The organism is Cyanobium sp. L1E-Cus, from assembly GCF_024345755.1.
Lineage (GTDB): Bacteria > Cyanobacteriota > Cyanobacteriia > PCC-6307 > Cyanobiaceae > Cyanobium_A > Cyanobium_A usitatum.
In genome coordinates this window covers 83,133-103,144 of sequence record NZ_JAGQBS010000009.1, presented here as the reverse complement: position 1 = coordinate 103,144, position 20,012 = coordinate 83,133, and the positions used below count along the sequence as shown (strand labels likewise).

Below are 20,012 nucleotides of genomic sequence, written 5' to 3'. Positions count from 1 at the left end.
AAGGTGCCAATCTCCGCTTGAAAGCCTTGCCGCGATTGGTGTGGGACGCTATTCAGGTGGAAAGAAACTTGCGAGGTTCGGTTCGTGTCGTTGTTTTCCCGCCTGCGTGCCGTTGTCTCAGGAGACGACTATCTCGATGGCGACTACGACGATGAGCTCGATTACGACGGCGGCGAGCAGCCTGAGCCGAGCTACACCAGTCGCTCCAGCGCCCTAGCCCTGGGCTCCGATTTCGGCGGTGACGATCCTTTTGCCGGCACCAACGTGATCGGCATGCCTGGCCTATCCACGGCCGTTGCCGAAGTGACCCTGATGGAGCCACGCAGCTTCGATGAAATGCCCCGCGCCATCCAGGCCCTGCGCGAGCGCAAGACCGTGATCCTCAACCTCACGATGATGGAGCCGGATCAGGCCCAGCGCGCCGTGGATTTTGTGGCAGGCGGCACCTTCGCAATCGACGGCCACCAGGAGCGGGTGGGTGAAAGCATTTTCCTGTTTGCGCCTAGCTGCGTCACTGTGACCACCGCCGCTAGCGACGAGGCCTCTTCGCCCACGATCGTGAGCCGGGAGATCAGCGAGCCCCAGCAGGACGCGGCCCCCAGCCCGGCCTGGGGCCGCCAGGACGCCGCCATTTAGGCCGGCTGTGACGCCAACCTTCGGCGTAGTGGGCCTGGGCCGTATGGCCCAGGCTTTGCTGTTTCCCCTGCTGGAAGCAGGCCTGGTGCAGCGCGAGGGTGTGCGGGCCGTTGTTGCTAGCGAAGCCTCCGCCACCTGCCTGGCCCAAACCCACGGCTTGGCTGTGGCAACTGATGCAGCTGCAGCCTGGTCTGCGCCGGTGGTTTTGCTGGCGGTTAAGCCCCAGCAGCTCGAGGCCGTGGCACCGGCGGCGGCGGCTGGTTCGGGCGGGCTGCTGATCTCCGTGCTCGCCGGTGTCACCCTGGCGCGGCTGCAGCGTTTGTTTCCTGGCTGGCAGTGCGTGCGCGCCGTGCCCAATACCCCGGCCCTGGTGCGGGCGGGGCTCACGGGCCTGGCCTTTGGCGTCGACGTGCCCCCAGACCAACGCCGCTGGGTGCAGCAGCTCTTCGCCCAGGTGGGCGAGGTGCATGAGCTGCCTGAAGCCCAGCTCGATGCCTTTCTGGCGCTCACCTCATCTGGGCCCGCCTTTGTGGCGGTGGTAGCTGAAGCCTTGGCCGATGGCGCTGTGGCTGCCGGTTTGCCGCGGCTCCTAGCCCAGCGCCTGGCTCACCGCACCCTGGCTGGCAGCGCCGCCCTGCTGGAGGAGCGCGATCTCCATCCCGGCCAGCTCAAGGACATGGTGAGCTCCCCGGCGGGTACCACCATCGCCGGCCTGCGTCAGCTGGAAAAAGCTGGCCTGCGCTCGGCCTTGATCGAGGCCGTGCTGGCTGCTGCCCAGCGCAGCCGCGAGCTGGCCTGAACGTGAGTTTGGGGTCTGATCAGACCTTGTCTCAATCAGTCCTTGGGGGCCCCCAGGCGGGGTTCGGTGCCGGCTAGCAGCCGTTTGATGTTGCTGCGGTGGCGCCATAGCACCAGCATGGTGGTGAGTAGGGCCAGGCCCAGGTATGGCCAGCGCAGCCCCAGCCCCTGGTCAGCAAACCAGCCCAGCATCAGCAGCGGCAGGGCGAGCGCCGCCACGACGCTGGATAGGGACACGATGCGGCTGAGGCTGAGCACGGCCAGGAAGATGCCGAAGCAGGCCAGTCCCACCGGCCAGGTGAGTCCCAGCAACATGCCCAGGCCGGTGGCCACCGCCTTGCCACCCTTCCAGCCCAGCCACACCGGCCAAATGTGGCCGGCCAGCGCCGCCAGGCCAGCCAGCACTACGCCAACGCCAAAGGGGTCGAGCAGGGTCTTGGCCAGCAGCACGGCAGCGGCTCCTTTGAGCACATCCACCAGGAACACCGCTAGGGCCGGCCCCTTGCCGACCACCCGCAGCACGTTGGTGGCACCGGTGGAGCCGGAACCTTCACGGCGGATGTCGAGGCCAGCCAGCCAGCGCCCTGCCAGGTAACCGCTGGGGATTGAGCCGAGCAGGTAGCCGGTGATCAGCATGGCAAGGGTGAGCAGGGTCACGGCTGTTGGCAGGGTTACGGCTGTTGGCAGGGTTACGGCTGCAGGCAGGGTCACGGTGGTTGGGGTTAATAGGTTTCGTCGGCCATAAGTTCGCCGGGGCCGGCCGCGAAAACCAGCCAGAGCGGAAACTGCAGGATCGGGATCTCGATCACCGGTTCGCCCGCATCCACCACGATGAAGGGCAGCTCGCCCCGCTCTTCGAGGCGGTCGGCCCGCTCCACCAGTGCATCGGCCCGCTCAAACAGCACGATGCCGCTGCTGGGTCCGAAATCCTCGCGGGAAAGGCCCAGGCAGTCCTGCAGGCCGCGGCGCCACTCCCCCAGGCGCTCCGGTTGGCTGGCCAGCACCAGGGTTTGGAAGCGCTCGCCATAGAGCTCGCCGAGGATGGCGATGGCGGCGGCGGCCACCAGGGCATTGCGGCTGCGGCTACCGCAGCTGGGCTGGGCACCCCGGCCGCCCTGGCCCAAGAACCAGTCGTCGAGCAGGGCGGCTCCGCTGGCATCCAGGGTGCGGCGCAGCTGCCAGGGATCGGCGTAGAAGTCTGGCTGGCCGCCAAAGCCGGCCAGACGCTCGCGAATCAGGACTTCATCAGGGCCGAACAGCCCCGCGGCCGCTACAGCGGCTAGGGGTTGGCTTGCTTCTGCTGTGGTGCTGATCTGGTCGAGGGGGGAGGGCTGCACCAGCACCTGCTGGGGCACCAGCTCCACCTGCTCGGCGGCCACGGCGAGATCCTGCAGGGCTCCCACCAGGTAGTCCTGGAAGCCCTTGAGCCGCCTGGCTACCCCATCTGCTTGGCCCGCAAAGCTCGCTTCGATCTCCTTTTGGATCTGGCCGCGGCGAGCTTCCAGCTGGCGGATCTCCTCAAGTATGGCTGTGCGCTGCTGCTGCAGCTCCGTAAGGGCCAGCTCCTGCCAGGGGGCTGGTGAAGGGATCTCCGGGCTGTCAGGGGTGGGGGAAGCCTGGCTGGGGTCGTCAGACATCGCTTGGGGAATCGGGAGGTGCTGCGGGGGGGAGCTGGCTCAGGTGGTGCTCCAGCTGCTGGCGCAGGCTGGTTGCATCAAAGAGCACTGGCAGGAAGTGGATGCTGCCCTGTTCACGGAAATAAAACAGCACCGGCAGCCCTGGCCAAAAGATTGTCCAGCTCAGCCACTCCTGGTATGGGAAGCGGCGCAGCAGGGTCTGCTGACGCCACACCAGCAGGGCATCGCCGCCAAATTCCAGCCGCAGCAGGCGGGTTTGCAGCAGCAGAAACAAACCGAACACCGCTACGACCAGGCTGAGCCAGATGGCCCCAGCCCACAGCGGCGTTAGGGCCAGGGCTGCCAGTCCCAGGCCAATCACGCCAAGGGATACGCCGTAGGCGGGGTCGAGCACCACGCCGCTAGTGCCGGGAGCAGGGGAGGTCATCAGGTGAACAGCAGCGAGGTGAGCAGGGCGTCCATCAGGGCGACTGTGACCAGAATCATGACCACGGCGCCGGTGGTGCTGGTGCCCACCTCCTTGGGACCACCCCGGGTGGTGAGTCCCCAGCCGCAGGCGATCACGGCGATCTGCAGCCCGAATACCAGAGCTTTGAGCAGCATCGAGGGCAGGTCGTCGGGCTCCATCCAGGTGCGCACCGAGTTCCAGAACACCGCCGGCGGGATGTTGTAAAGCAGCGTGCTGCTCACCTGGCCCGACCAGATCCCAACCCAGAAGAAAAGTAGGCATTGCACCGGCGCCATGATCACCATGGCTATTACCCGGGGCACCACCAAGTACTCCACGGGATCGGTGCGCAGCATCGTGATCGCGTCGATCTGCTCAGTCACCTTCATGGTGCCGATCTGGGCTGCATAGGCCGTGGCCACCTTGCCGGTGAGCAGGGTGGCGGTGAGCAGGGGCGCGATCTCCCGTGACAGCCCCAGGGCCAATAGACCGCCCACCGTGGCGCTGGCGCCCTGTTTGGAGAGTTCCGCTGCCACCTGGATGTTGAACACGGTGCCCGCAGCCAAGGCCGTGATCAGCACGATCAGGAAGCTGCCGGGGCCGGCTTCCATCAGCTCTTGCATCAGATCGTTGAAGCCGATGCGCCCCTTGGCGATGGCGCTCACCGCCTGGCCGCCAACCAGCAGGCTGGCTCCTAGGCGTCGCAGCCAGCGCGGTGTTGTCAGCCAGGCGGGGCGCTTCATGGCTGGCGGTGCAGGCCTTTCTCCGGCCAGCGTCGCATCACCAGCAGGCCAGCAGCGATCAGCACGGCCGGAATCAGGCCCATGCATAGGCGGATGGTGGTGAGGGCAGTAGTTGGCTGGGCCAGTTCCAGGGAGGCCTGGTAGCCGCTGAGGCTCAGCCCATTACCAAGGGCAAACACGGCCACACCGATGCCCAGTTTCTGAGTCACCACCATCCAGGCCGTGTATAGCCCGGCTGGTTTGTCGGGGTCGGCATCGATCGCGTCGGGCAACAGGGCCCAGGGGATCAGGTAGGCGGTGGAGGCTCCCAGACCCGTAACCATGATCGTGAGCACCAGTAGGCCCAGGGAGATGCCATTGCTGAAGCTGCCCAGGGGAGCAGTGCTGCCATCGAGGGGCACCAGCAGGCTTGCCCCCAGGCAGCCGGCAATCCACAGCCCGGTGCCCCAGCGCAGGGCGCAGACACGGCCGTGGCGCCCTGCCACCCGGCTCCATAGCTGCAGCCCCGCCAGGGCACTGAGCTGGAAGGGAATCAGGATCCAGGTGCTCCAGCTCTCCGGCAGTTGCATCACCACGGCCAGGAAAATCAGCGACACCGGCTGCATCAGCTGCAGGGCACACCAGAGCAGCAGGTAAAGCCCCAGCACTTTGAGAAAGCGAGGGTTGGCTGAGATGCGCTGTAGTTGGCGCCGGATCGGTTCCGGGTGGCCCGTAGGGCGCTGGCAGTTGCGGGCGAAGGGGGCTAGTCCCCAGCAGCACAGCAGGGTGAACACCGTGAGGGTTAGTCCGGACACCCAGCCCATTCGTAGGTAGCCCTCCGCGCCCTGGCCCACCAGCAGGGCCCCCAGCACCAAGCCGGCCAATCCAGCCAGGATCGATCCGGTGAAGCGGCTGGCATTCAGCTGGGTGCGCAGCTGGGTGGAGCTGGTGAGCTCGGCGGCTAGGGCCGAGTAGGGCAGGTTGACGCAGGTGTACAGCGCCATAGCCACCAGCTGGATCACCACCAAAATTGCGAACTTCTGCCAGTCCCCCCCCGGAGGCACCCACCACATCGCTACCAGCGCCAGGCCTAGGGGAATGGCGCTGCCAGCCATCCAGGGCAGACGCGGGCCCCAGGGGTGCTTGGTGTGGTCGCTGAGCCAGCCCACTAGGGGGTCGTTGATGCCATCCCACACCTTCAGCACCATCAGCACCAGGCCCGCCATCCAGGCCGGCAGCCCGGCCACACCGGTGTAAAAAACAAATAGGTAGAAGCCCAGCTGGGTGGCAGCCATGCCGGTGCCGATGTCGCCGAGCCCATAGCTCCACAGCAGGCGACGCCGGGCTGCTTTCCCCAAGCTTGGTTCTTCAGCTGTAATCATCGGGGCCGCTTTGGGCTTGGGGTGGGCAGGCCATAATGTTTGAGCTGGGTTACTTCGGTAACAGCAACAGGCATGTGACTCGTACGCATGTACTGCCGCGGGCGTAGTTTAGTGGTAAAACCTCAGCCTTCCAAGCTGATGATGCGGGTTCGATTCCCGCCGCCCGCTCTTTAAAGCTTTCGGCCTTCCAGCAGCGGGGCCGCCACCAGCAGCATCAGGCTGCGGCTTTGCAGGGGTGCCCCCGCGGGCAGCCAGGCCTCAGGCTCGGAAGGTAGGTCTTCGCCGGGGGGTAGGGCCGTGTCAATCACCCGCAGCCAGCCCTGGCGGCAGCTGGGCAGCTCAAAGTGCATCGCTTTGCTGTAAGCGTTCATGCCGCACCAAACCAAGGGCCCCTGGTGACTGTCATTGAGGCTCCAGGCCAGGGTGTGGGACCAGCTCGCCCAGTCCGGGCTGGCTAATTCGACACCGTGCCACTGGCGCCAGAGGTGGCCCCGATCGCCGCTGCGCCGCTGGGGTTTGTCATCAAAGGGCAGCTCGGGGTTGAACAGCCCGGCCAGATGGGCCCGTAATTGCAGCAGGCGTTGCAGAAACAGGCGCAGGGCCAGGTCGCCCGTATCGGGTTGCCAGTGCATCCAGCCGAGGGGGTTGTCCTGGCACCAGGTGTTGTTGTTGCCGCCCTGGCTGCGGCGCACCTCATCACCCATCAACAGCATCGGCACTCCCGGTGCGAGCAGCAGGCTTGTGAGCAGATTGCGCAGCTGGCGCTCGCGCAGGGCCGTGATGGCTGGATCGGAGCTGGGACCCTCTACACCGTGGTTCCAGGTGTTGTTGTGATTATCGCCGTCTCGGTTGTCCTCACCGTTGGCCAGGTTGTGCTTGCCGTTGAAGCTCACCAGATCGGCCATGGTGAAGCCGTCGTGGGCGGTCAAGAAGGTGATGCATTGACCCGGATGCACCGGTGTGTTGGCGAAAAGGTCTGGGCTGCCGCTCAGGCGCTGGGCCATGGTCCAGCAGGTTTTTTCATCACCCTTCCAAAAGCGACGCAGGTCGTCGCGGAAGCGGCCATTCCAGGTGGCCACCCGGCGGGCTGGGAAGTCGGCGAGGCGATAGAGGCCACCGCAATCCCAGGGTTCGCTGATCAGTTTCAGGTCGCCGAGATCTGGATCGGCTTCCATCTCCTCAAATAGGGGCGGCGCGTCTAGGGGGGCCAGGTTGTCGCCGCGGCTGAGGGCGATGCCCAGGTCGAAGCGGAAGCCATCAATTCCCAGCTCCGTGGCCCAGCAGCGCAGCGATTCCAGGATCAGCCGCCGCACCAGCGGCCGATTGGCCGCAATGGTGTTGCCGCAGCCGCTCACATCTTGGTAATCGCCTTTGGCGCTCTGCTGGTAGTAGAGGCGGTCGCTGAAGCCGCGCCAGCTGAGGGTGGGCCCATCCTGATTGCCCTCAGTGGTGTGGTTGTAGACCACATCCAGCAGTACTTCGATGCCGGCCCGGTGGCAGGCGGTCACCAGTTGACGCACCTGGTCGCGGCCGCTGAGCGGGTCATCGCCCACCAGATAGTCGGGATGGGGCGCCATCCAGCTCAAGGGGCTGTAGCCCCAATAGTTGTGGCGTCCGGCCGGGGCGTCGTTGGGATCGAAGGCCATCACCGGCAGCAGCTCGATGGTGGTGATGCCCAGATCCTTCAGGTAGGGAATGGTGGGAATCAGCCCAAGCAAGCTGCCGTGCAGCTGCGCTGGCACAGGACAACCCGGTCCCTGGGTGAAGCCACCCACGTGCAGTTCATAGATGACGCTCTTCTGCCAGCTGTGGCGCGGCCGGGGGGCGTGGCTGAAATCAAAGCGGTCGCGCTCAGTTACCACTCCCTTGAGGCAGTGGCCAGTGTTGGGTGCCGCCCCAACGGCGCCGCCACGCTCATAGCTCTGCCAGCCGGCGATCGCTCGGGCGCAAGGGTCGAGCAGCACCTTGGAAGGATTAAAGCCATGGCCGCCCGGCTGCAGCGGCCCAAATGCCCGGTAGCCGTAACAGCTGCCCAGGCCCAGACCCTCCACCTCCACATGCCAGTGATCAGCAGAGCGGTGCCGCTGGTCCAGTTCCACCACCCGCGCTGGCTCGCTCGCCTCACCGTCGGCGAACAGCAGCAGCTCGATCCGGGTGGCCAGAGGGGCCACCACCGAAAAGTTGACACCCCGGCTGGTGAGGCTTGCCCCCAGCGGCCAGGGATGGCCGATGTGAATCCCTTGGTGGTGATTCGGGGGTGGAGCTAGCTCAGGACTGTTGAATTGGACCGTCAAGGGGCCGAGCTTGCTGCGGTGACGCTAAGCGCGAATCTTGGCCGGGGCAGCAGGCAGTCGCCTGAGGTGCCCGTCTCCGGACGGATCGCGCTCCACTCCTTGCCCTGTTTTTGCCCGCTCCCGCTGCATAAACAAGTTGACCCAGTTGACCCAACCCCCCGAATCCGGCCGGCCGCCCCAGCAGGTGCGCCCTGATCTGTGGCTGTTCGCCCCCAGCCGCGATAGCCAGGGGGGAAGCAGCTGGCTGCTGGAGGCCGCTGCTTATGGAGGTGGCGGAGATCTGCTGGTGGATTGTCCGGGATTCACTGAGGCAAATTTGGCCATGTTGCGCCAGCGCACTGAGCTGGTGGGGCCTGGCAGGCTTGTGCTCACTAGCCGCGAGGGCCACGGCCGCTGCCGGCGCTGGCAGGAGGCCCTGGGCTGGTCTGTGCTGGTGCAGGAGCAGGAGGCCTACCTGCTGCCGGGTGTGCAGGGGTGCACCAGCTTTGGCGAGCAGCTGACCCTGGCGCCCGGGGTCCAATTGCTCTGGACCCCAGGGCCCACGCCGGGCTCCTGCGTGCTGCTGGTGCGTGCTGGAGCAGTCGATGGCCTGTTTTGTGGGCGCTTGCTGTTGCCGACCGGACCAGCTGCTCTGGCGCCCTTGCGCACGGCGCGCACCTTCCATTGGCCCCGCCAGCTGGCCAGTTTGGAGCGGCTGCGCAGCTGGTTGCCGGCCGGCTCTCCCGACTGGATCGCCAGTGGTGGTGGGCTTGGTGCCCTGCGCGGCGACAAACTCGTCAATGGGGGTGCGGAGCTGCTGGCTGGGCTCGTCTTTTGAGCCATTTGGAGCCTCCCTGGACCCCCCATGTGGGGAAATTGTCACGAAAACCGTTGCGCCGGAGCACTTCTGTGTTGCAGCAGCGGCCAGAGCCCCATACCATTGGCGCGCTCATCTCAGGGCCGATCGGGGTTTTCCGACTCGCCACCTTTCGTCGCAACACGACCGCCACCCCCGAGGCTTCCTATTCCCATGAACAAAGCTGATCTCGTCAACCTCGTTGCCGCCCGCACCGAGCTCACCAAGACCGACGTCTCCCAAGTCGTCGACGCCGCCATCGAAACCATCATCGACTCGGTCGTAGAAGGCAAGAAGGTGTCAATCCTGGGCTTCGGCTCCTTCGAGCCCCGTGAGCGCTCTGCCCGCCAGGGTCTGAACCCCAAGACCGGCGAGAAGATCAAGATCCCCGCCAAGCGGGTGCCTGCCTTCACCGCCGGCAAGATGTTCAAAGACCGCGTCCAGGGCTGATCTGGTTTCAGGTAATTCCTGCCACGGCGGCCCCTAGGGGCCGCTTTTTTTGTGCCCACGGCAGAGTGGCCCCTTGAGAGATGCCTCCCCCCTGCTGGCTGCTGCGCCGCTGCCATCCCACCTGCAGGCCCTGGTTGAGGCCGGTCTGGCCAAGCGCCAGCTGGGATATCGCGGCCGTTTCGCCCCATCCCCCACCGGCGCTCTGCACCGCGGCAACCTGCGCACGGCCCTGCTGAGTTGGTTGCACGCCCGGCTGCGGGGGGGCGCCTGGTTGCTGCGCCTCGACGACCTCGACACGCCCCGCAATCGGGCCGGTGCTGAGACTTCGATCCTGACCGATCTGGACTGGCTGGGCCTCAATTGGGACGGCCCGGTGCTGCGTCAGAGCGAGCGGCGCGGGCTCTACGCCACGGCCCTGTCAGCCCTGCGGCGCCATGGCTTGCTCTATCCCTGCCGCTGCAGTCGCCGCCTGCTCGCCGATATCTCTGCGCCCCACGGTGCTGCTGCTGTGTATCCGGGCACCTGCCGGGCAGCCAGTGGCGGCTGGGGGCCGGTGCAGGGGCGACTGCCCAGCTGGCGCCTGCGGCTGGAGCCCGGGAGCCTGCATTGGCTGGAGAGCTATGGCGCTCCCGGGGAGCTCGATGGGCCAGCGGCTGTTGGTGATGTGGTGTTGCGCCGGGCTGATGGTTACCTCGCGTACCACCTGGCCACAGCGGTGGATGAGCTGGTTTTGGGAATTAGCGATGTGGTGCGCGGTGACGATCTCTGGGGAGCCACGGGGGCCCAGGTGGCAGTGATGGCGGCCCTGGGCGCGCCCCCGCCCCGCTACGGCCATGTGCCGCTCTGGTGCGATGGCAGCGGGCGGAGGCTCAGCAAGCGAGAGGGCGCCGAGGGGCTAGCGGGCTACCACCAGCTCGGCATGGACGCAGCGGCAGTGGTGGGCCAGCTAGCTGCCAGTGCGGCTTTGGTGCCAGCTGGCAGCCGCCTTTCAGCCGCTGAATTACTGCAGCAACTCAGCTCAGAGCGGCTGGACCAAGTGCTCCGGGGCGCCCAGGCTTAAGGAAGGTTTCGGGATCAAGTGGGGAAAAGCAGATCACACTGGTGGATAGCTCTAAGTCCTCGAATGGGGACATTTCGATGACCTACTCCGATGGGCCCCTGCAGCGGGCAAGCCACGAAAATTCCTGCCGCTGTCAGCAATGCGGAGGCAGCGGCATGCTGCGGCTGGACGATCAGCGCTACCGCACCTGCCTTGATTGCTTAGGGCAGGGCAAGGTGCTGCAGGCAATTGGTGCTACCACCGTCGCCGCCATTCTCAAAGGACGGGCTGGGCTTCAGGTCAGCCTTTCTGCTTCTTCTTCCGCCAAATGAAGAAGGCTGCGGTAGCCACCACCACGGCTAGGGGCGCCGCAGTTAACAGCAGCAAAATCACGGCAGTCCAGTCCGTGTACATCGCTCAGAGGCCAAACCGGAGCCATCATCCCAGTAAGCCGTTCTGGTTGACGATCCCCATGGCACGGATATTTCCCATGGCTCTGATATTTCGATCAGCCCTTGCAGTGGGGGTCATCAGCACTGGTTTGCTCGTGGGGCAGCCAGGCCGGGCTGGGGTGGAGTTTGACAACTGCCAGCCCACCGCCGATGGCGGCATCAGCTGCGACACCCGTCCCACCGGCAATACCCAGATGGATGACGAGGCGGCCCGCTATGGACTCTTTAACGACGCCAGCCCCGGCTGGAGCGAGTTTGATCCCGATCAGGGCTTTGAGGACGACCTTGGTGGCAACGACACCTGATCGCCCCGGCTGCCATGCCCTGGATGCATCGCTGATCGAACGCCTGCATGCTGTGCAGCAGCGGCATGGCTACCTGCCGCGAGCTGAGCTGCAGCAGCTGGCGGTTGCCATGCAGCGACCCCTTAGCGATGTGATGGGGGTGGCCAGTTTTTATCACCTGTTTCGGCTTGTTCCTCCGCCATTGCACCGCTGTGTGGTGTGTCGTGGCACCGCCTGCTTTGTGCGGGGGGCGGAGCGACTGGAGGCGGGCCTGCGGCAAAGCTTGGTGGCCCAGCACGGGGTGGAGCGAGGCACCGCTGGCCGAGGGCGCCGAAATTCCTGAGTCCCTACTCAACCGGCTGCAGGCCGAATCCGCTGCTTTGACCCCTGCCTCTCCTGCTCCACCCACGCGGCGGGCCAGACGCCGCTGCGTATTGAGCTGGTGGTCTCCACCGGCCGGCCAGATGGATCCATTGAGGCGCTTGGCGCGTTGCCTGCGAACGTGCGAGCGGCTGGTTATATCCCTTACGGGTTCCTGCTAATCAAGGTGGCCCTGATGATCGCCAACGGCGGCTATCGGGGCGTGCAGGCCGCCTTGAGCTTCGGGGTGCCCCTTAGTGACGGCCGGTGCCGGCGAGGACAAGCCGGAGGTATGTGCTCGTCTCCGACGCACCGGAGATTCCTTGGATCTCGGCACGGCTCACCCCCAGCCCACCGCTATTCGTGCTGCGGTGCAGGAGGTGCTCACCGACCCGTCCTATCGGGCCGCAGCCCAGGCGCTGGCGGCGCAAATGGTCGCTGCTGGAGGGGCTGCGGAAGCTGCTCGCAGGATTAACTAGGTCCTGGCTAAGCAACGCCTTGCTGCGGATCAGGTCATCGCCGCCAACAATTAGGAGCTCGCCTCCCCCCTTTTTGGTTTGCCATGGAGCAGCACCTCCTGCAGCCTGCCTGCTCATCCTCCAGGCCCATGCTTTTGAGCACGGCAACACTCTGTCGGTTGAGATCCAGGCAGCCCTGCCTCGTGCCCAGGCGCTCATGCAGGGCTGGCTGAGGCGCCATGCATGAGCTGAGCCTCATACCTGCGCTCTTTGGAGTGGAAGTGGCTCCTTAATTTGTTTTCTTCAATACGGAAAGATGGCCTGGTGGGCTCAGCTTCCTAAATTTTTTCCTGCTTTATTTGCGCTTTTAGTGTTGTCTGAGGGGTGTTGATTAACGTGCCAGCAGCTGGCCAGGTCTTATGGGGATGAACCGGCGCGATCTCCTGGTGGGCACGGCGTTCAGTGTGGCAACGGCAGCCTGGTCCATGATCGGGGCCCAGCGTGCCTGGGCCTCCGATCCGATCGATGACCAGTTGCTGGCCAGCCTTCAGGTGTGCACCCCAAAGGATGCTTTGGATCGCCTGATGAGCGGCAATGGGCGCTTCGCCAAGGCTTGGGCAGCGGCCAGTGACATCGCCACACCGGTCGAGCGCATGCAGGTGCTCAACAGGATCTGGCAAAACGAATGTCAGATTGATCCTGCGGCGCTTGCCCAGGGGCAGAAGCCGTTTGCGGCCACATTGTCTTGTGCGGATTCCCGGGTAGATCCCAGCTGGTTGTTTGCCTGTGGTTCCGGTGAGCTCTTCGAAGTGCGATCTGCAGGAAACACAGCTTTTGATGAGGCCATTGCTTCCTTGGAATATGCAGTGTCCGTTCTCGGTACTCCATTGATACTGGTTATGGGTCACAGTGGCTGTGGCGCGGTTAAGGCGGCCATGGACACGGCACCGCTGACGCCCTTGCTCGAGCAGCTAGTGGCACCGATCAAGGCAAGTCTTCAAAGTGGTGATGATCTGAGCAAAGCTGTTCAGGCCAACGCTCGCCATTCAGCCACCGAGCTCACCAGACGCAGCGATGTGCTGAAATTCGCAGAAGCAGAAGGGAAGCTGGCTATACATAGTTCCTATTGTGATATTGGCACTGGAGTTGTGAGCTTGCTGCCTAGTTAATTCCAGGGGTCTGGTTGAATTCCATTAATAGCTATTGCAAAGATCAGCTCCCTCCTCGCCTGTCAAAAACATTATGATCTATTGGGCTGCAATCACTTATTCCTGGTAGGCCCCCGAAAGCGGTGTAATTATTTGCTCGATTGAGAAGGAGGTTGGCTTTGGCATGGGTCTGGTGACTGGGCCCTGTTGTGATATTAAGCATCGTAGATATCGCCAATGCGGCTATTAATGCAAAAGCAAAGGGGCTTGTAAAAATTGTAGATTTTGCCTGCTACAAGGCTAATGGTTCTTTATTCCATTATCGCGGCTAATGCTGATGCCTCGGCTCTCGATGGTTCAGGTCATCGGCCCAATCCTGTGGCTATCCATGCCACTCAAGACCTTGAGATGATCTTGATCATCCCTGAAGCGGCTAAGGAGTTGGTGGATCGCCGCCCCAGTATTGCCAGGGAGCTGGGCCTCAAGATATAAGCGCGGACACGTATGGTTGATGAATTGAGGCAGACTTTCACGCTGGAGTTTTGGTAGTCAAGCTGCGCCCCCGTGCCCCCGTGCCCCCGTGCGCCCGCGCCCCCGCCCCCACGCAGGCCCTGACCCTGCTGCGCCATGCATGAACTCAGTCTGATGGAGGCTGTGCGCGATCAGCCTGCGCATCGGCAGCCTGGCCGGGGTGGAACCGGAGGCGTTGCGCTTCGCGCACACGGTGGTGATGGCCGGCACGATCGCCTCTGGCGCCGAGCTGCGCATTGAGGTTGTGATCGCCAGCTTTTTTTGTGAGTCCTGTCAGCAGGGCTTCGATAGCGAACAGGGCGATTGCCTTTGTTTCCGCTGCGGTAGCTTCAGCCGCCGGCTTCTGCAAGGCCGCGAGCTGGAGCTGTCCTCGCTGGAGCTCAGCTGAAGGCGGCGTTGGCATGGTCCGACATAGGTGCGCCCTTGGGAACCTGCGGATGCATCAAGCTGGGCATCAAATAACGAGCTGCTGCGTCGTCGAGTAGAATGGCAACAGCTTTAAGCGTGTCGACAACATGCTTTAAGCGGGACGACAGGGTCTAGTAAGAATCCCAATTTGAAGTGCGATTAGTTTAGGAAAGGTTTTTTCCATCGGGATCTTCGTTTTGTGATTTCAATTCAGAGCTTCTAATGTCAGCCCCAACCGTTCTTGTAACCGGCGCCTCCAGCGGAATTGGCGCGGCGACAGCTCGCCTATTGCTGGAGCGCGGCTGGCGTGTGTTTGCAGCTGCTCGGCGGCTGGAAGCAATGGAGCCCTTGGCAGCCTTGGGTGCCGAGGTGATGGCGTTGGATCTGAGCGATGACCACTCACGCCGCGAGCTCGCTGAGCAGCTCACCGCCAAGGTGGGTGCGCTCGATGCACTGGTCAACAATGCCGGCTTCGGTGAAGTGGGTCCGCTGGAGACATTGCCCCTGGATCGAGCCCGGGCGATTTTCGAAGTCAACGTTTTTGGGCTGATGGGGCTCACCCAGCAGTTGTTACCTGCCATGCGCGAGCGAGGTCGTGGTCGCATCGTCAATATCTCCTCGATTGCCGGTCGCTGGGTCTCACCCGGATCGGGGTGGTATGGGGCCAGCAAGTTTGCGCTGGAGGCCCTGAGTGATGCCTTGCGACTCGAGCTCAAGGCCTTTGGTGTCAACGTGGTGGTGGTTGAGCCGGGCGTGATCGCTACCGACTTTGCCAATGTGGCTGCCCCCTCGATCGAGGGAGCTTTGTCTTGCCGCACCTACGGCAACATGATGCGTGCCGTTCGCAAGAGCTGGGATGCCGTCTACCGGGGTGCCTCCCAGCCGCTAGAGGTGGCGCTAACAATCGAGCGTGCCCTCACCGACCCCAGCCCATCAGCTCGTTACCTCTGCGGTCACCAGTCGGCCTCAGTGATCGCCAGCCGGATCCTGCCAACGCGACTGTGGGACAGCCTGATTCGCATTCAGATGACCTGATCACCGTCTGCACTAGTGGTGCTCTGAACCTTGCAGGGGCGGAGCACCATGACCCTCATTCCGGAAGGGTTCCGCGTGGTGCCTAGCCTGGAACTGGCCTCTGCCGATTGCCGACATGTGCCGCGACTGCTCCTGCGGACAGCCGGCGCCTGAGCCGCTCCCAGAACCAACCCGCCAGCTACCCCTGCGCACGGCCCTGCTGCAGCGCAACGATGCCCAGGCGGCCGGCCTGCGCCAGCGCTTCGAAGCCGCAGGCGTCACGGTGGTGAATCTGCTCTCCTCCCCCGGCTCGGGCAAAACCGCTCTGCTCGAAGCCCTGGCCCAGCGCCTCGATCCCACCGGCTTGGCAGTGATCGTGGGCGATCTGGCCACCGACAACGACGCCCGCCGCCTCCAGGCTGCCGGGCTTACGGCGGTGCAGATCACCACCGGCCAGGCCTGCCACCTGGAGGCGCCAATGGTGGCTGAGGGTCTGCATCGCCTCCAGCACCAAGGCATCAGCCTTGAGCAGCTTGAACTGCTGGTGATCGAGAACGTGGGCAACCTGGTGTGCCCCGGCGCCTACGACCTCGGCGAGAGCCTGCGGGTGGTGCTGCTCTCCACCACCGAGGGAGAAGACAAGCCGCTCAAATACGCGCCGATCTTCCACGGCGCCGATCTGGTGCTGATCACCAAGAGCGACCTGGCCGAAGCGGTGGGCTTCGATCGCGCCGCCGCCCACGCCGCCATCGCCCGGGTGGCCCCCCACGCCCGCGTGCTGGAAACCTCGGCCCGCAGCGGCGCCGGCCTCGACGCCCTGATCAACGCCCTGGCGCGATGAGCGCGGCGCGGCTGCGCCTCTGGTGCCGCGGCGTGGTGCAGGGCGTGGGCTTCCGGCCGTTGGTGCATCGCCTCTCCAGTGAGCTGGAGCTGGTGGGCGTGGTGGAGAACGTCGCTGGCGCCGTAAGGCTCGAGTTGCAGGGGGAGCGCCGGTTGCTGGAGCTGCTGGTGCGGCGGTTGCCCCAGGCGTTGCAGCCCCCCGGCGCTCTTGAGCCACTGGCGCCCAAGTGGCTCCCGCCCCTCGTTCCGGCGCCGCCTGGCCTGCTTGCCCCGTCTCTCGTCGCCGATCTGGCCCCCTGTCCCACCTGTCTGGCGGAGCTCCAGGACCCCGCCAACCGCCGCTACCGCTACCCGTTCATCAGCTGCAGCCAGTGCGGGCCGCGCTATTCGATCGCCAGCGCCGAGCCCTACGCCCGCGCCCACACCAGCCTGGCGGGCTTTCCGCTGTGTGCTCAGTGCCAGCGGGAGTTTGACGACCCCACAGATCGCCGCTTCCACGCCGAAACGATCGGCTGCCCCACCTGTGGGCCCCAGTTGCAGTGGCAGGGGGCAGGGGACTGGGGTGCGGCTGACGGCGGGGCGGCCTGCACCCCGGAGCGGCCGCTGGGGGCACCGATGGTGTCGAGCGAAGGGGCCTGTGCCGCCTATCACCGCTACCGGCGCCCGGCCCCATGAGCGACTGCATCCAGCTGGCCCATGGCGGCGGCGGCACCCTGATGCAGCAGCTGATCAACCAGGAGCTGCGGGCCCTCCACACCGATCCGGCCCAGGTGCTGCACGATGCGGCCCGGCTGGAGTTGCCCGCGGGCCCGCTTGCCTTCAGCACCGACGGCTAAGTGGTGCAGCCACTGGAATTTCCCGGTGGTGATATCGGCAGCCTGGCGGTGATCGGCACCGCCAATGATTTAGCGATGGCGGGCGCCCGGCCCCTGCATTTGAGTGTGGCGCTGCTGCTGGAGGAGGGCTTGCCGCTGGCGCTGCTGCGGCGCCTGGTGGCCTCGATGGCGGCGGCTGCCCGGGCCTGCGAGCTCACGATCGTTACCGGCGACACCAAGGTGGTGGAACGGGGCAAGGCCGACGGCATATTCATCACCACCAGTGGCATCGGGGCGGTGCAGGCGCCGACGCCGATCCACCCCACGGCGATTTGCCCGGGCGATCAGCTGCTGGTGAGCGGCGACCTGGGCCGCCATGGCGTGGCAATCCTGGCCGCCCGCCATGGCTTGGCCCTGGTGCCGCCCGTGCTCAGCGACTGCGCGCCGCTCTGGCCCCAAGTGCGGGCCCTGCTGGAGGCCGGGGTTCGGATTCACTGCCTGCGCGACCTCACCCGCGGCGGCCTGGCCAGTGCCCTGCATGAGCTAGCGGAGGCGGGCCGCGGTGGAGCTGGCGATTGAGGAGGCCCGCCTGCCGGTGCTGGAGCCCGTGGCGCGCACCTGTGAGCTGCTTGGCTTTGAGCCCTTGCACCTGGCCAATGAGGGTCGCTTTGTGGTGGTGGTGCCGCCCCAGGCCCGCGATCAGGCCCAGACCCTGCTGGCGGCCAGTGGCGGAGCCTGGATTGGCAGCGTGCGGCCGGCCAGCAAGGGAGCGCGGGTGCTGCTCACCACCTCTTTTGGCACCGAGCGCCTGCTGCTGCCCCTCAGCGGCGAGCTGCTGCCCCGCATTTGCTGAACCCGCCAGCTGTCTTAGGGTTATCTAACGCCCCTGCCAAGAGTTGTGGGTCGATGGATCTCACCCCTTTTCTGAGCAGCCTGGAGGGCACCACCCTCGACCAGGTGCTGTTGTCGATTGCGATCAGCGGCAAGGTGGCGGTCAGCGGCAAGGTGGCGATCGCCATGAAGGGTCGCTTTCTGTTGCGATCAGTGTGCGAGAGCTTTCAAGATCGCACCCGCATCGGCTGTGCCGTCACCGATGAGGCCACCTGCCTGGCCTATCTGGCGCGGGAGCCCTACGAGCTGTTGATCTGCACCGACTACCTGGAGGATGGCAATGGCTTCGAGCTAGCCCGCAAGGCGCGCAGTGCCCATCAGGGCTTGCGGGTGGTAGTGCTGGCCCTGGGGGATGTGATTCCGGCCCAATACGTTGAGGCTTCCTGGCTGGAGGCCGTAGTGGCGGAAGCCGATTTCATCGGCGATCAGCGGCCCCTGCAGGCAGCTGTGCTGGCGGTGATGGGGCGGCACTCCTACCGCAGCCCTTCGCTGCGTTCCGGCACCCTGCCCTACCTGAGCTGCCCGCGGCTCACGAAGCGCGAATACGAAGTGCTGGATCTGCTGGCCAGCGGCCTCACCGATCGGGAGATTGCCGAGAGACTGGTGGTGAGCGAGGAAACCGCCAAGACCTACACCAAGCGACTGCTTAAGACCCTCGACGTCAATAACAGGTTGCAGGCCGTGCTCAAGGGCATGCGTTGCGGCATGGTGCAGGTCTGACGCCTTACAGATTGTCCCCGTATGGGGGGCTCGGTAAACCTGCCCAGAAGCGCACACTCAACCCAGGCCCCATCGGGTTCTTTGCGGCCGCCCAGCCGGAGTGCCATGACAATCTCTCTACCCGCGCCAGGTCTCACCATTGGTGAGTTGGAAGCGAACTATCCGCTTTATTGCAAGGCCATGCGCCTGTTGATTCGCGAGGGCAAGACGATCGCCAAGGTGCGCCGCACCGTTTGCTGGCAGCGGCTGGAGATCCTGCACAATTGCCTGCCGACTCAATACCGCGAGCCCGATTATTTATTCGCCTTGCTGCAGCGGGAGTTGAGCGCCGCTCTCTAGGCGTCGCTTGCTTTTTCCAGCTGGGGATCGAGAACCCACAGGGCTAATCCGCCGCCCCGCCCCCTGGCGAGCAGCCAGCCGTTATCGGCGGCGCCGGAGCGAGCGATCAGGGCGAAAAATGGGCGCCGGCGTGGCTCCGGCTGCCGGCTGATCGCTTGGCGCCAGAGGCTTTGGCGGCCGAGCCGCAATTCCAGTTGGTCAAACCAAAACTCCAATAACGGTCTGCGGCCCCGCAGATTGCCGCTGCCGCTGAAGCGCAGCTGCAACGCCCCGAGCTGAACGCTGTTCACCACCTTGACATCACCCCTTTCCAGCGAAGGGGCGTCTGGAGTGACGTCTCCTGTGGCGATGCTCAGACTTGCCTGCAGGCCCCGCAGCAGGGCTGCCGTGGCGGGGTTGGGTTGGGCCCTGCCCTTGCTCCAGAGCAGCTGGAGCCGCCAGCGGCCAAACAGCTGCTCTGCCGTAATCGCGGAGCCCTGGCGACGGCTGAGCCGCTCAAGGGCCAGCGCCTGTTCGCCACTGGGAATTTCGCTAGTAGGCATTTTGCTACTGGGCATCAGAGTCGGTAAAGCCTTTCATGGCTCAGATCTGGCTTAAATTCAATTGTCAGTTTTCGCGGAATTGGTTGATCTTGATGCGCTTACGGCGCTCGATGCCCTGCAGTGGCTGCGTACGTGTGAAGAGGTCTCTAAGCGCTTCGGCCTAAGTCAGACCACCGTCAGCAGGCAATCGCGAAAATGTCTGGATCTTTTTGGTCTTGACCTCCAGCGCATCCAGGGCGAGTGGAACACCGTTGGCGATGCGACGATCTTGGCGCTGGAGCGCTGCGTTCATCAAGTGGCGAGGTGGCAGGGGCTTAGGCCCCTGCGCCTGGAGGCGACTTATTGGTCAGGCCCCTTGTTGTGCACTCCTGTGCCAGACAATTGGATTCTTGGCCTTGCCAATATTGTTGGAGTGCCGCGTAATTTTCAGCTAGTTAGGGAGAGGATTGTTGATGTCTGCCTCACCGGCTTGCCTGATTACCCCCCTGCCGATGACCCCGAGCTGACCTCGATTACCCTGTCGAAGATGCCGGTGTTTTTTGTTGTTAGGCCGGGTCATCCTTTGATTAATCAAGCCCAGCTGTCTTTTGATGATATTGCCCAATATCCAACCCTTGGTCTGCCGCCAGGCTCCTATCCCAGGGTTGAGGCTTGCTTAAAGAAGCTCGGCTTCTGGAACGATCATGTGCGAATGTTTCGCTATAAGCGCGAAAATTGGGAGGGCAAAACGGAGGCGGAGCTCACTATCGGCTATGCCACTTCGCTCAGTATGGAAGTTTCTGGGGGTGATTTAGTCAAGCTGCCCCTGGAGTTGCCATTTGCCTCTGGGGAGGTGCTTGTATGTCGCCGGGATTTTATTGATCATCCTCGTTTGCTTTCCTTGCAGGCTTTGTTGCTTTCCCGTCTCGCTGGCATAGTTGAGCGACACGGCGGTATTCAGCTGCTCAACAATTACTAGTTTTTCTGTTT

The 20,012-nt window shown here is 64.3% G+C and carries 27 protein-coding genes, 1 tRNA gene and 2 pseudogenes; 22 read left to right on the top strand and 8 right to left on the bottom strand.

Annotated features, from left to right (window positions below; genetic code table 11):
• Positions 1–84: 84 nt before the first annotated feature.
• Together KBZ22_RS10055 and proC are read left to right on the top strand one after the other, a co-directional pair.
• Entirely contained in the window at positions 85–636 is a 552-nt protein-coding gene (locus tag KBZ22_RS10055; RefSeq protein WP_255021863.1) for a cell division protein SepF, read from the top strand.
• Positions 637–643: 7 nt separating this feature from the next.
• Positions 644–1,435, top strand: coding sequence for a pyrroline-5-carboxylate reductase (gene proC, locus KBZ22_RS10050; RefSeq protein WP_255021862.1), 792 nt, complete (start codon positions 644–646; stop codon positions 1,433–1,435).
• Between the two features lie 35 nt (positions 1,436–1,470).
• On the opposite strand, the gene plsY is transcribed toward proC, so the two are convergent.
• From plsY to KBZ22_RS10025, 5 genes are all read right to left on the bottom strand, one after another.
• On the bottom strand, positions 1,471–2,070 hold the full coding sequence (gene plsY / locus KBZ22_RS10045; protein WP_396111947.1) for a glycerol-3-phosphate 1-O-acyltransferase PlsY: 600 nt from the start codon (positions 2,068–2,070) through the stop codon (positions 1,471–1,473).
• Positions 2,071–2,156: 86 nt separating this feature from the next.
• Entirely contained in the window at positions 2,157–3,071 is a 915-nt protein-coding gene (locus KBZ22_RS10040) for a DUF3086 domain-containing protein (protein ID WP_255021861.1), read from the bottom strand.
• Positions 3,064–3,498, bottom strand: coding sequence for a DUF3119 family protein (locus KBZ22_RS10035; RefSeq protein WP_255021860.1), 435 nt, complete (start codon positions 3,496–3,498; stop codon positions 3,064–3,066). The genes KBZ22_RS10040 and KBZ22_RS10035 overlap by 8 nt, the downstream gene beginning before the upstream one ends.
• Positions 3,498–4,244: an ABC transporter permease gene (locus KBZ22_RS10030; protein ID WP_254929972.1), complete on the bottom strand. Its 747-nt coding sequence runs from the start codon at positions 4,242–4,244 to the stop codon at positions 3,498–3,500. The genes KBZ22_RS10035 and KBZ22_RS10030 overlap by 1 nt, the downstream gene beginning before the upstream one ends.
• A 14-nt stretch (positions 4,245–4,258) precedes the next feature.
• Positions 4,259–5,623 (bottom strand): MFS transporter, encoded by a 1,365-nt coding sequence (locus KBZ22_RS10025; protein WP_255021859.1) that lies wholly within the window; start codon positions 5,621–5,623, stop codon positions 4,259–4,261.
• Between the two features lie 97 nt (positions 5,624–5,720).
• Between KBZ22_RS10025 and KBZ22_RS10020 the strand changes: the two genes are divergently transcribed.
• Positions 5,721–5,791: transfer RNA gene (locus KBZ22_RS10020), tRNA-Gly, on the top strand.
• Positions 5,792–5,793: 2 nt separating this feature from the next.
• Here KBZ22_RS10020 and KBZ22_RS10015 read toward each other — a convergent pair.
• Positions 5,794–7,860: a glycogen-debranching protein gene (locus KBZ22_RS10015; protein ID WP_255021881.1), complete on the bottom strand. Its 2,067-nt coding sequence runs from the start codon at positions 7,858–7,860 to the stop codon at positions 5,794–5,796.
• Between the two features lie 193 nt (positions 7,861–8,053).
• On the opposite strand from KBZ22_RS10015, the gene KBZ22_RS10010 reads away from it, so the two are divergent.
• The 6 genes from KBZ22_RS10010 (at position 8,054) to KBZ22_RS09985 (ending at position 11,320) form a co-directional block, all read left to right on the top strand.
• A complete protein-coding gene (locus tag KBZ22_RS10010) occupies positions 8,054–8,734 on the top strand; it encodes an MBL fold metallo-hydrolase (RefSeq protein ID WP_255021858.1) in 681 nt (226 codons plus the stop codon).
• Between the two features lie 192 nt (positions 8,735–8,926).
• The gene (locus KBZ22_RS10005) at positions 8,927–9,202 is read left to right on the top strand and encodes an HU family DNA-binding protein (RefSeq protein ID WP_006911342.1); all 276 of its coding nucleotides are present in this window, start codon (positions 8,927–8,929) and stop codon (positions 9,200–9,202) included.
• 91 nt (positions 9,203–9,293) lie between these two features.
• Positions 9,294–10,262 (top strand): tRNA glutamyl-Q(34) synthetase GluQRS, encoded by a 969-nt coding sequence (gene gluQRS, locus KBZ22_RS10000; protein WP_396111944.1) that lies wholly within the window; start codon positions 9,294–9,296, stop codon positions 10,260–10,262.
• 77 nt (positions 10,263–10,339) lie between these two features.
• The gene (locus KBZ22_RS09995) at positions 10,340–10,573 is read left to right on the top strand and encodes a hypothetical protein (protein WP_255021857.1); all 234 of its coding nucleotides are present in this window, start codon (positions 10,340–10,342) and stop codon (positions 10,571–10,573) included.
• Between the two features lie 188 nt (positions 10,574–10,761).
• Entirely contained in the window at positions 10,762–10,998 is a 237-nt protein-coding gene (locus KBZ22_RS09990; protein WP_255021856.1) for a hypothetical protein, read from the top strand.
• Positions 10,982–11,320: an NAD(P)H-dependent oxidoreductase subunit E gene (locus KBZ22_RS09985; RefSeq protein ID WP_255021855.1), complete on the top strand. Its 339-nt coding sequence runs from the start codon at positions 10,982–10,984 to the stop codon at positions 11,318–11,320. The genes KBZ22_RS09990 and KBZ22_RS09985 overlap by 17 nt, the downstream gene beginning before the upstream one ends.
• A 271-nt stretch (positions 11,321–11,591) precedes the next feature.
• On the opposite strand, the gene KBZ22_RS09980 is transcribed toward KBZ22_RS09985, so the two are convergent.
• Positions 11,592–11,933 (bottom strand): hypothetical protein, encoded by a 342-nt coding sequence (locus KBZ22_RS09980; RefSeq protein WP_255021854.1) that lies wholly within the window; start codon positions 11,931–11,933, stop codon positions 11,592–11,594.
• A gap of 347 nt (positions 11,934–12,280) precedes the next feature.
• Here KBZ22_RS09980 and KBZ22_RS09975 point away from each other — a divergent pair, with 347 nt between their 5' ends.
• The 12 genes and pseudogenes from KBZ22_RS09975 (at position 12,281) to KBZ22_RS09930 (ending at position 18,501) form a co-directional block, all read left to right on the top strand.
• Positions 12,281–12,964, top strand: a complete 684-nt coding sequence (locus KBZ22_RS09975) for a carbonic anhydrase (protein ID WP_255021853.1) — start codon at positions 12,281–12,283, stop codon at positions 12,962–12,964.
• 282 nt (positions 12,965–13,246) lie between these two features.
• Positions 13,247–13,435, top strand: coding sequence for a hypothetical protein (locus tag KBZ22_RS09970; protein ID WP_254929943.1), 189 nt, complete (start codon positions 13,247–13,249; stop codon positions 13,433–13,435).
• A gap of 199 nt (positions 13,436–13,634) precedes the next feature.
• Positions 13,635–13,862, top strand: coding sequence for a hydrogenase maturation nickel metallochaperone HypA (locus KBZ22_RS09965; protein WP_255021852.1), 228 nt, complete (start codon positions 13,635–13,637; stop codon positions 13,860–13,862).
• A gap of 242 nt (positions 13,863–14,104) precedes the next feature.
• Positions 14,105–14,917, top strand: a complete 813-nt coding sequence (locus KBZ22_RS09960; RefSeq protein ID WP_255021851.1) for an SDR family NAD(P)-dependent oxidoreductase — start codon at positions 14,105–14,107, stop codon at positions 14,915–14,917.
• 115 nt (positions 14,918–15,032) lie between these two features.
• Positions 15,033–15,737: a hydrogenase nickel incorporation protein HypB gene (gene hypB, locus KBZ22_RS09955; RefSeq protein ID WP_255021850.1), complete on the top strand. Its 705-nt coding sequence runs from the start codon at positions 15,033–15,035 to the stop codon at positions 15,735–15,737.
• A pseudogene (locus KBZ22_RS09950) lies at positions 15,734–16,267 on the top strand (acylphosphatase); the annotation flags it as partial. The gene hypB and the pseudogene KBZ22_RS09950, both read left to right, overlap by 4 nt.
• A gap of 45 nt (positions 16,268–16,312) precedes the next feature.
• A pseudogene (locus KBZ22_RS09945) lies at positions 16,313–16,411 on the top strand (hypothetical protein); the annotation flags it as partial.
• Positions 16,408–16,572 (top strand): hypothetical protein, encoded by a 165-nt coding sequence (locus tag KBZ22_RS14350; RefSeq protein WP_315858609.1) that lies wholly within the window; start codon positions 16,408–16,410, stop codon positions 16,570–16,572. The pseudogene KBZ22_RS09945 and the gene KBZ22_RS14350, both read left to right, overlap by 4 nt.
• A complete protein-coding gene (locus tag KBZ22_RS14345; RefSeq protein ID WP_315858608.1) occupies positions 16,573–17,130 on the top strand; it encodes an AIR synthase related protein in 558 nt (185 codons plus the stop codon).
• Positions 17,114–17,404 carry an AIR synthase-related protein gene (locus KBZ22_RS14340; RefSeq protein ID WP_315858607.1) on the top strand — a complete coding sequence of 97 codons (291 nt, stop codon included), beginning with the start codon at positions 17,114–17,116 and terminating at the stop codon, positions 17,402–17,404. Before KBZ22_RS14345 ends, KBZ22_RS14340 begins: the two co-directional genes overlap by 17 nt.
• Before the next feature lie 53 nt (positions 17,405–17,457).
• On the top strand, positions 17,458–18,162 hold the full coding sequence (locus KBZ22_RS09935) for a response regulator transcription factor (protein ID WP_255021849.1): 705 nt from the start codon (positions 17,458–17,460) through the stop codon (positions 18,160–18,162).
• A 105-nt stretch (positions 18,163–18,267) separates the two neighbouring features.
• Entirely contained in the window at positions 18,268–18,501 is a 234-nt protein-coding gene (locus tag KBZ22_RS09930; RefSeq protein ID WP_255021848.1) for a DUF3136 domain-containing protein, read from the top strand.
• Here KBZ22_RS09930 and KBZ22_RS09925 read toward each other — a convergent pair.
• Positions 18,498–19,043 (bottom strand): hypothetical protein, encoded by a 546-nt coding sequence (locus KBZ22_RS09925; protein WP_255021847.1) that lies wholly within the window; start codon positions 19,041–19,043, stop codon positions 18,498–18,500. The genes KBZ22_RS09930 and KBZ22_RS09925 overlap by 4 nt on opposite strands.
• Before the next feature lie 61 nt (positions 19,044–19,104).
• Between KBZ22_RS09925 and KBZ22_RS09920 the strand changes: the two genes are divergently transcribed.
• Positions 19,105–20,001 (top strand): LysR family transcriptional regulator substrate-binding protein, encoded by an 897-nt coding sequence (locus tag KBZ22_RS09920; protein WP_255021846.1) that lies wholly within the window; start codon positions 19,105–19,107, stop codon positions 19,999–20,001.
• Positions 20,002–20,012 lie beyond the last annotated feature (11 nt).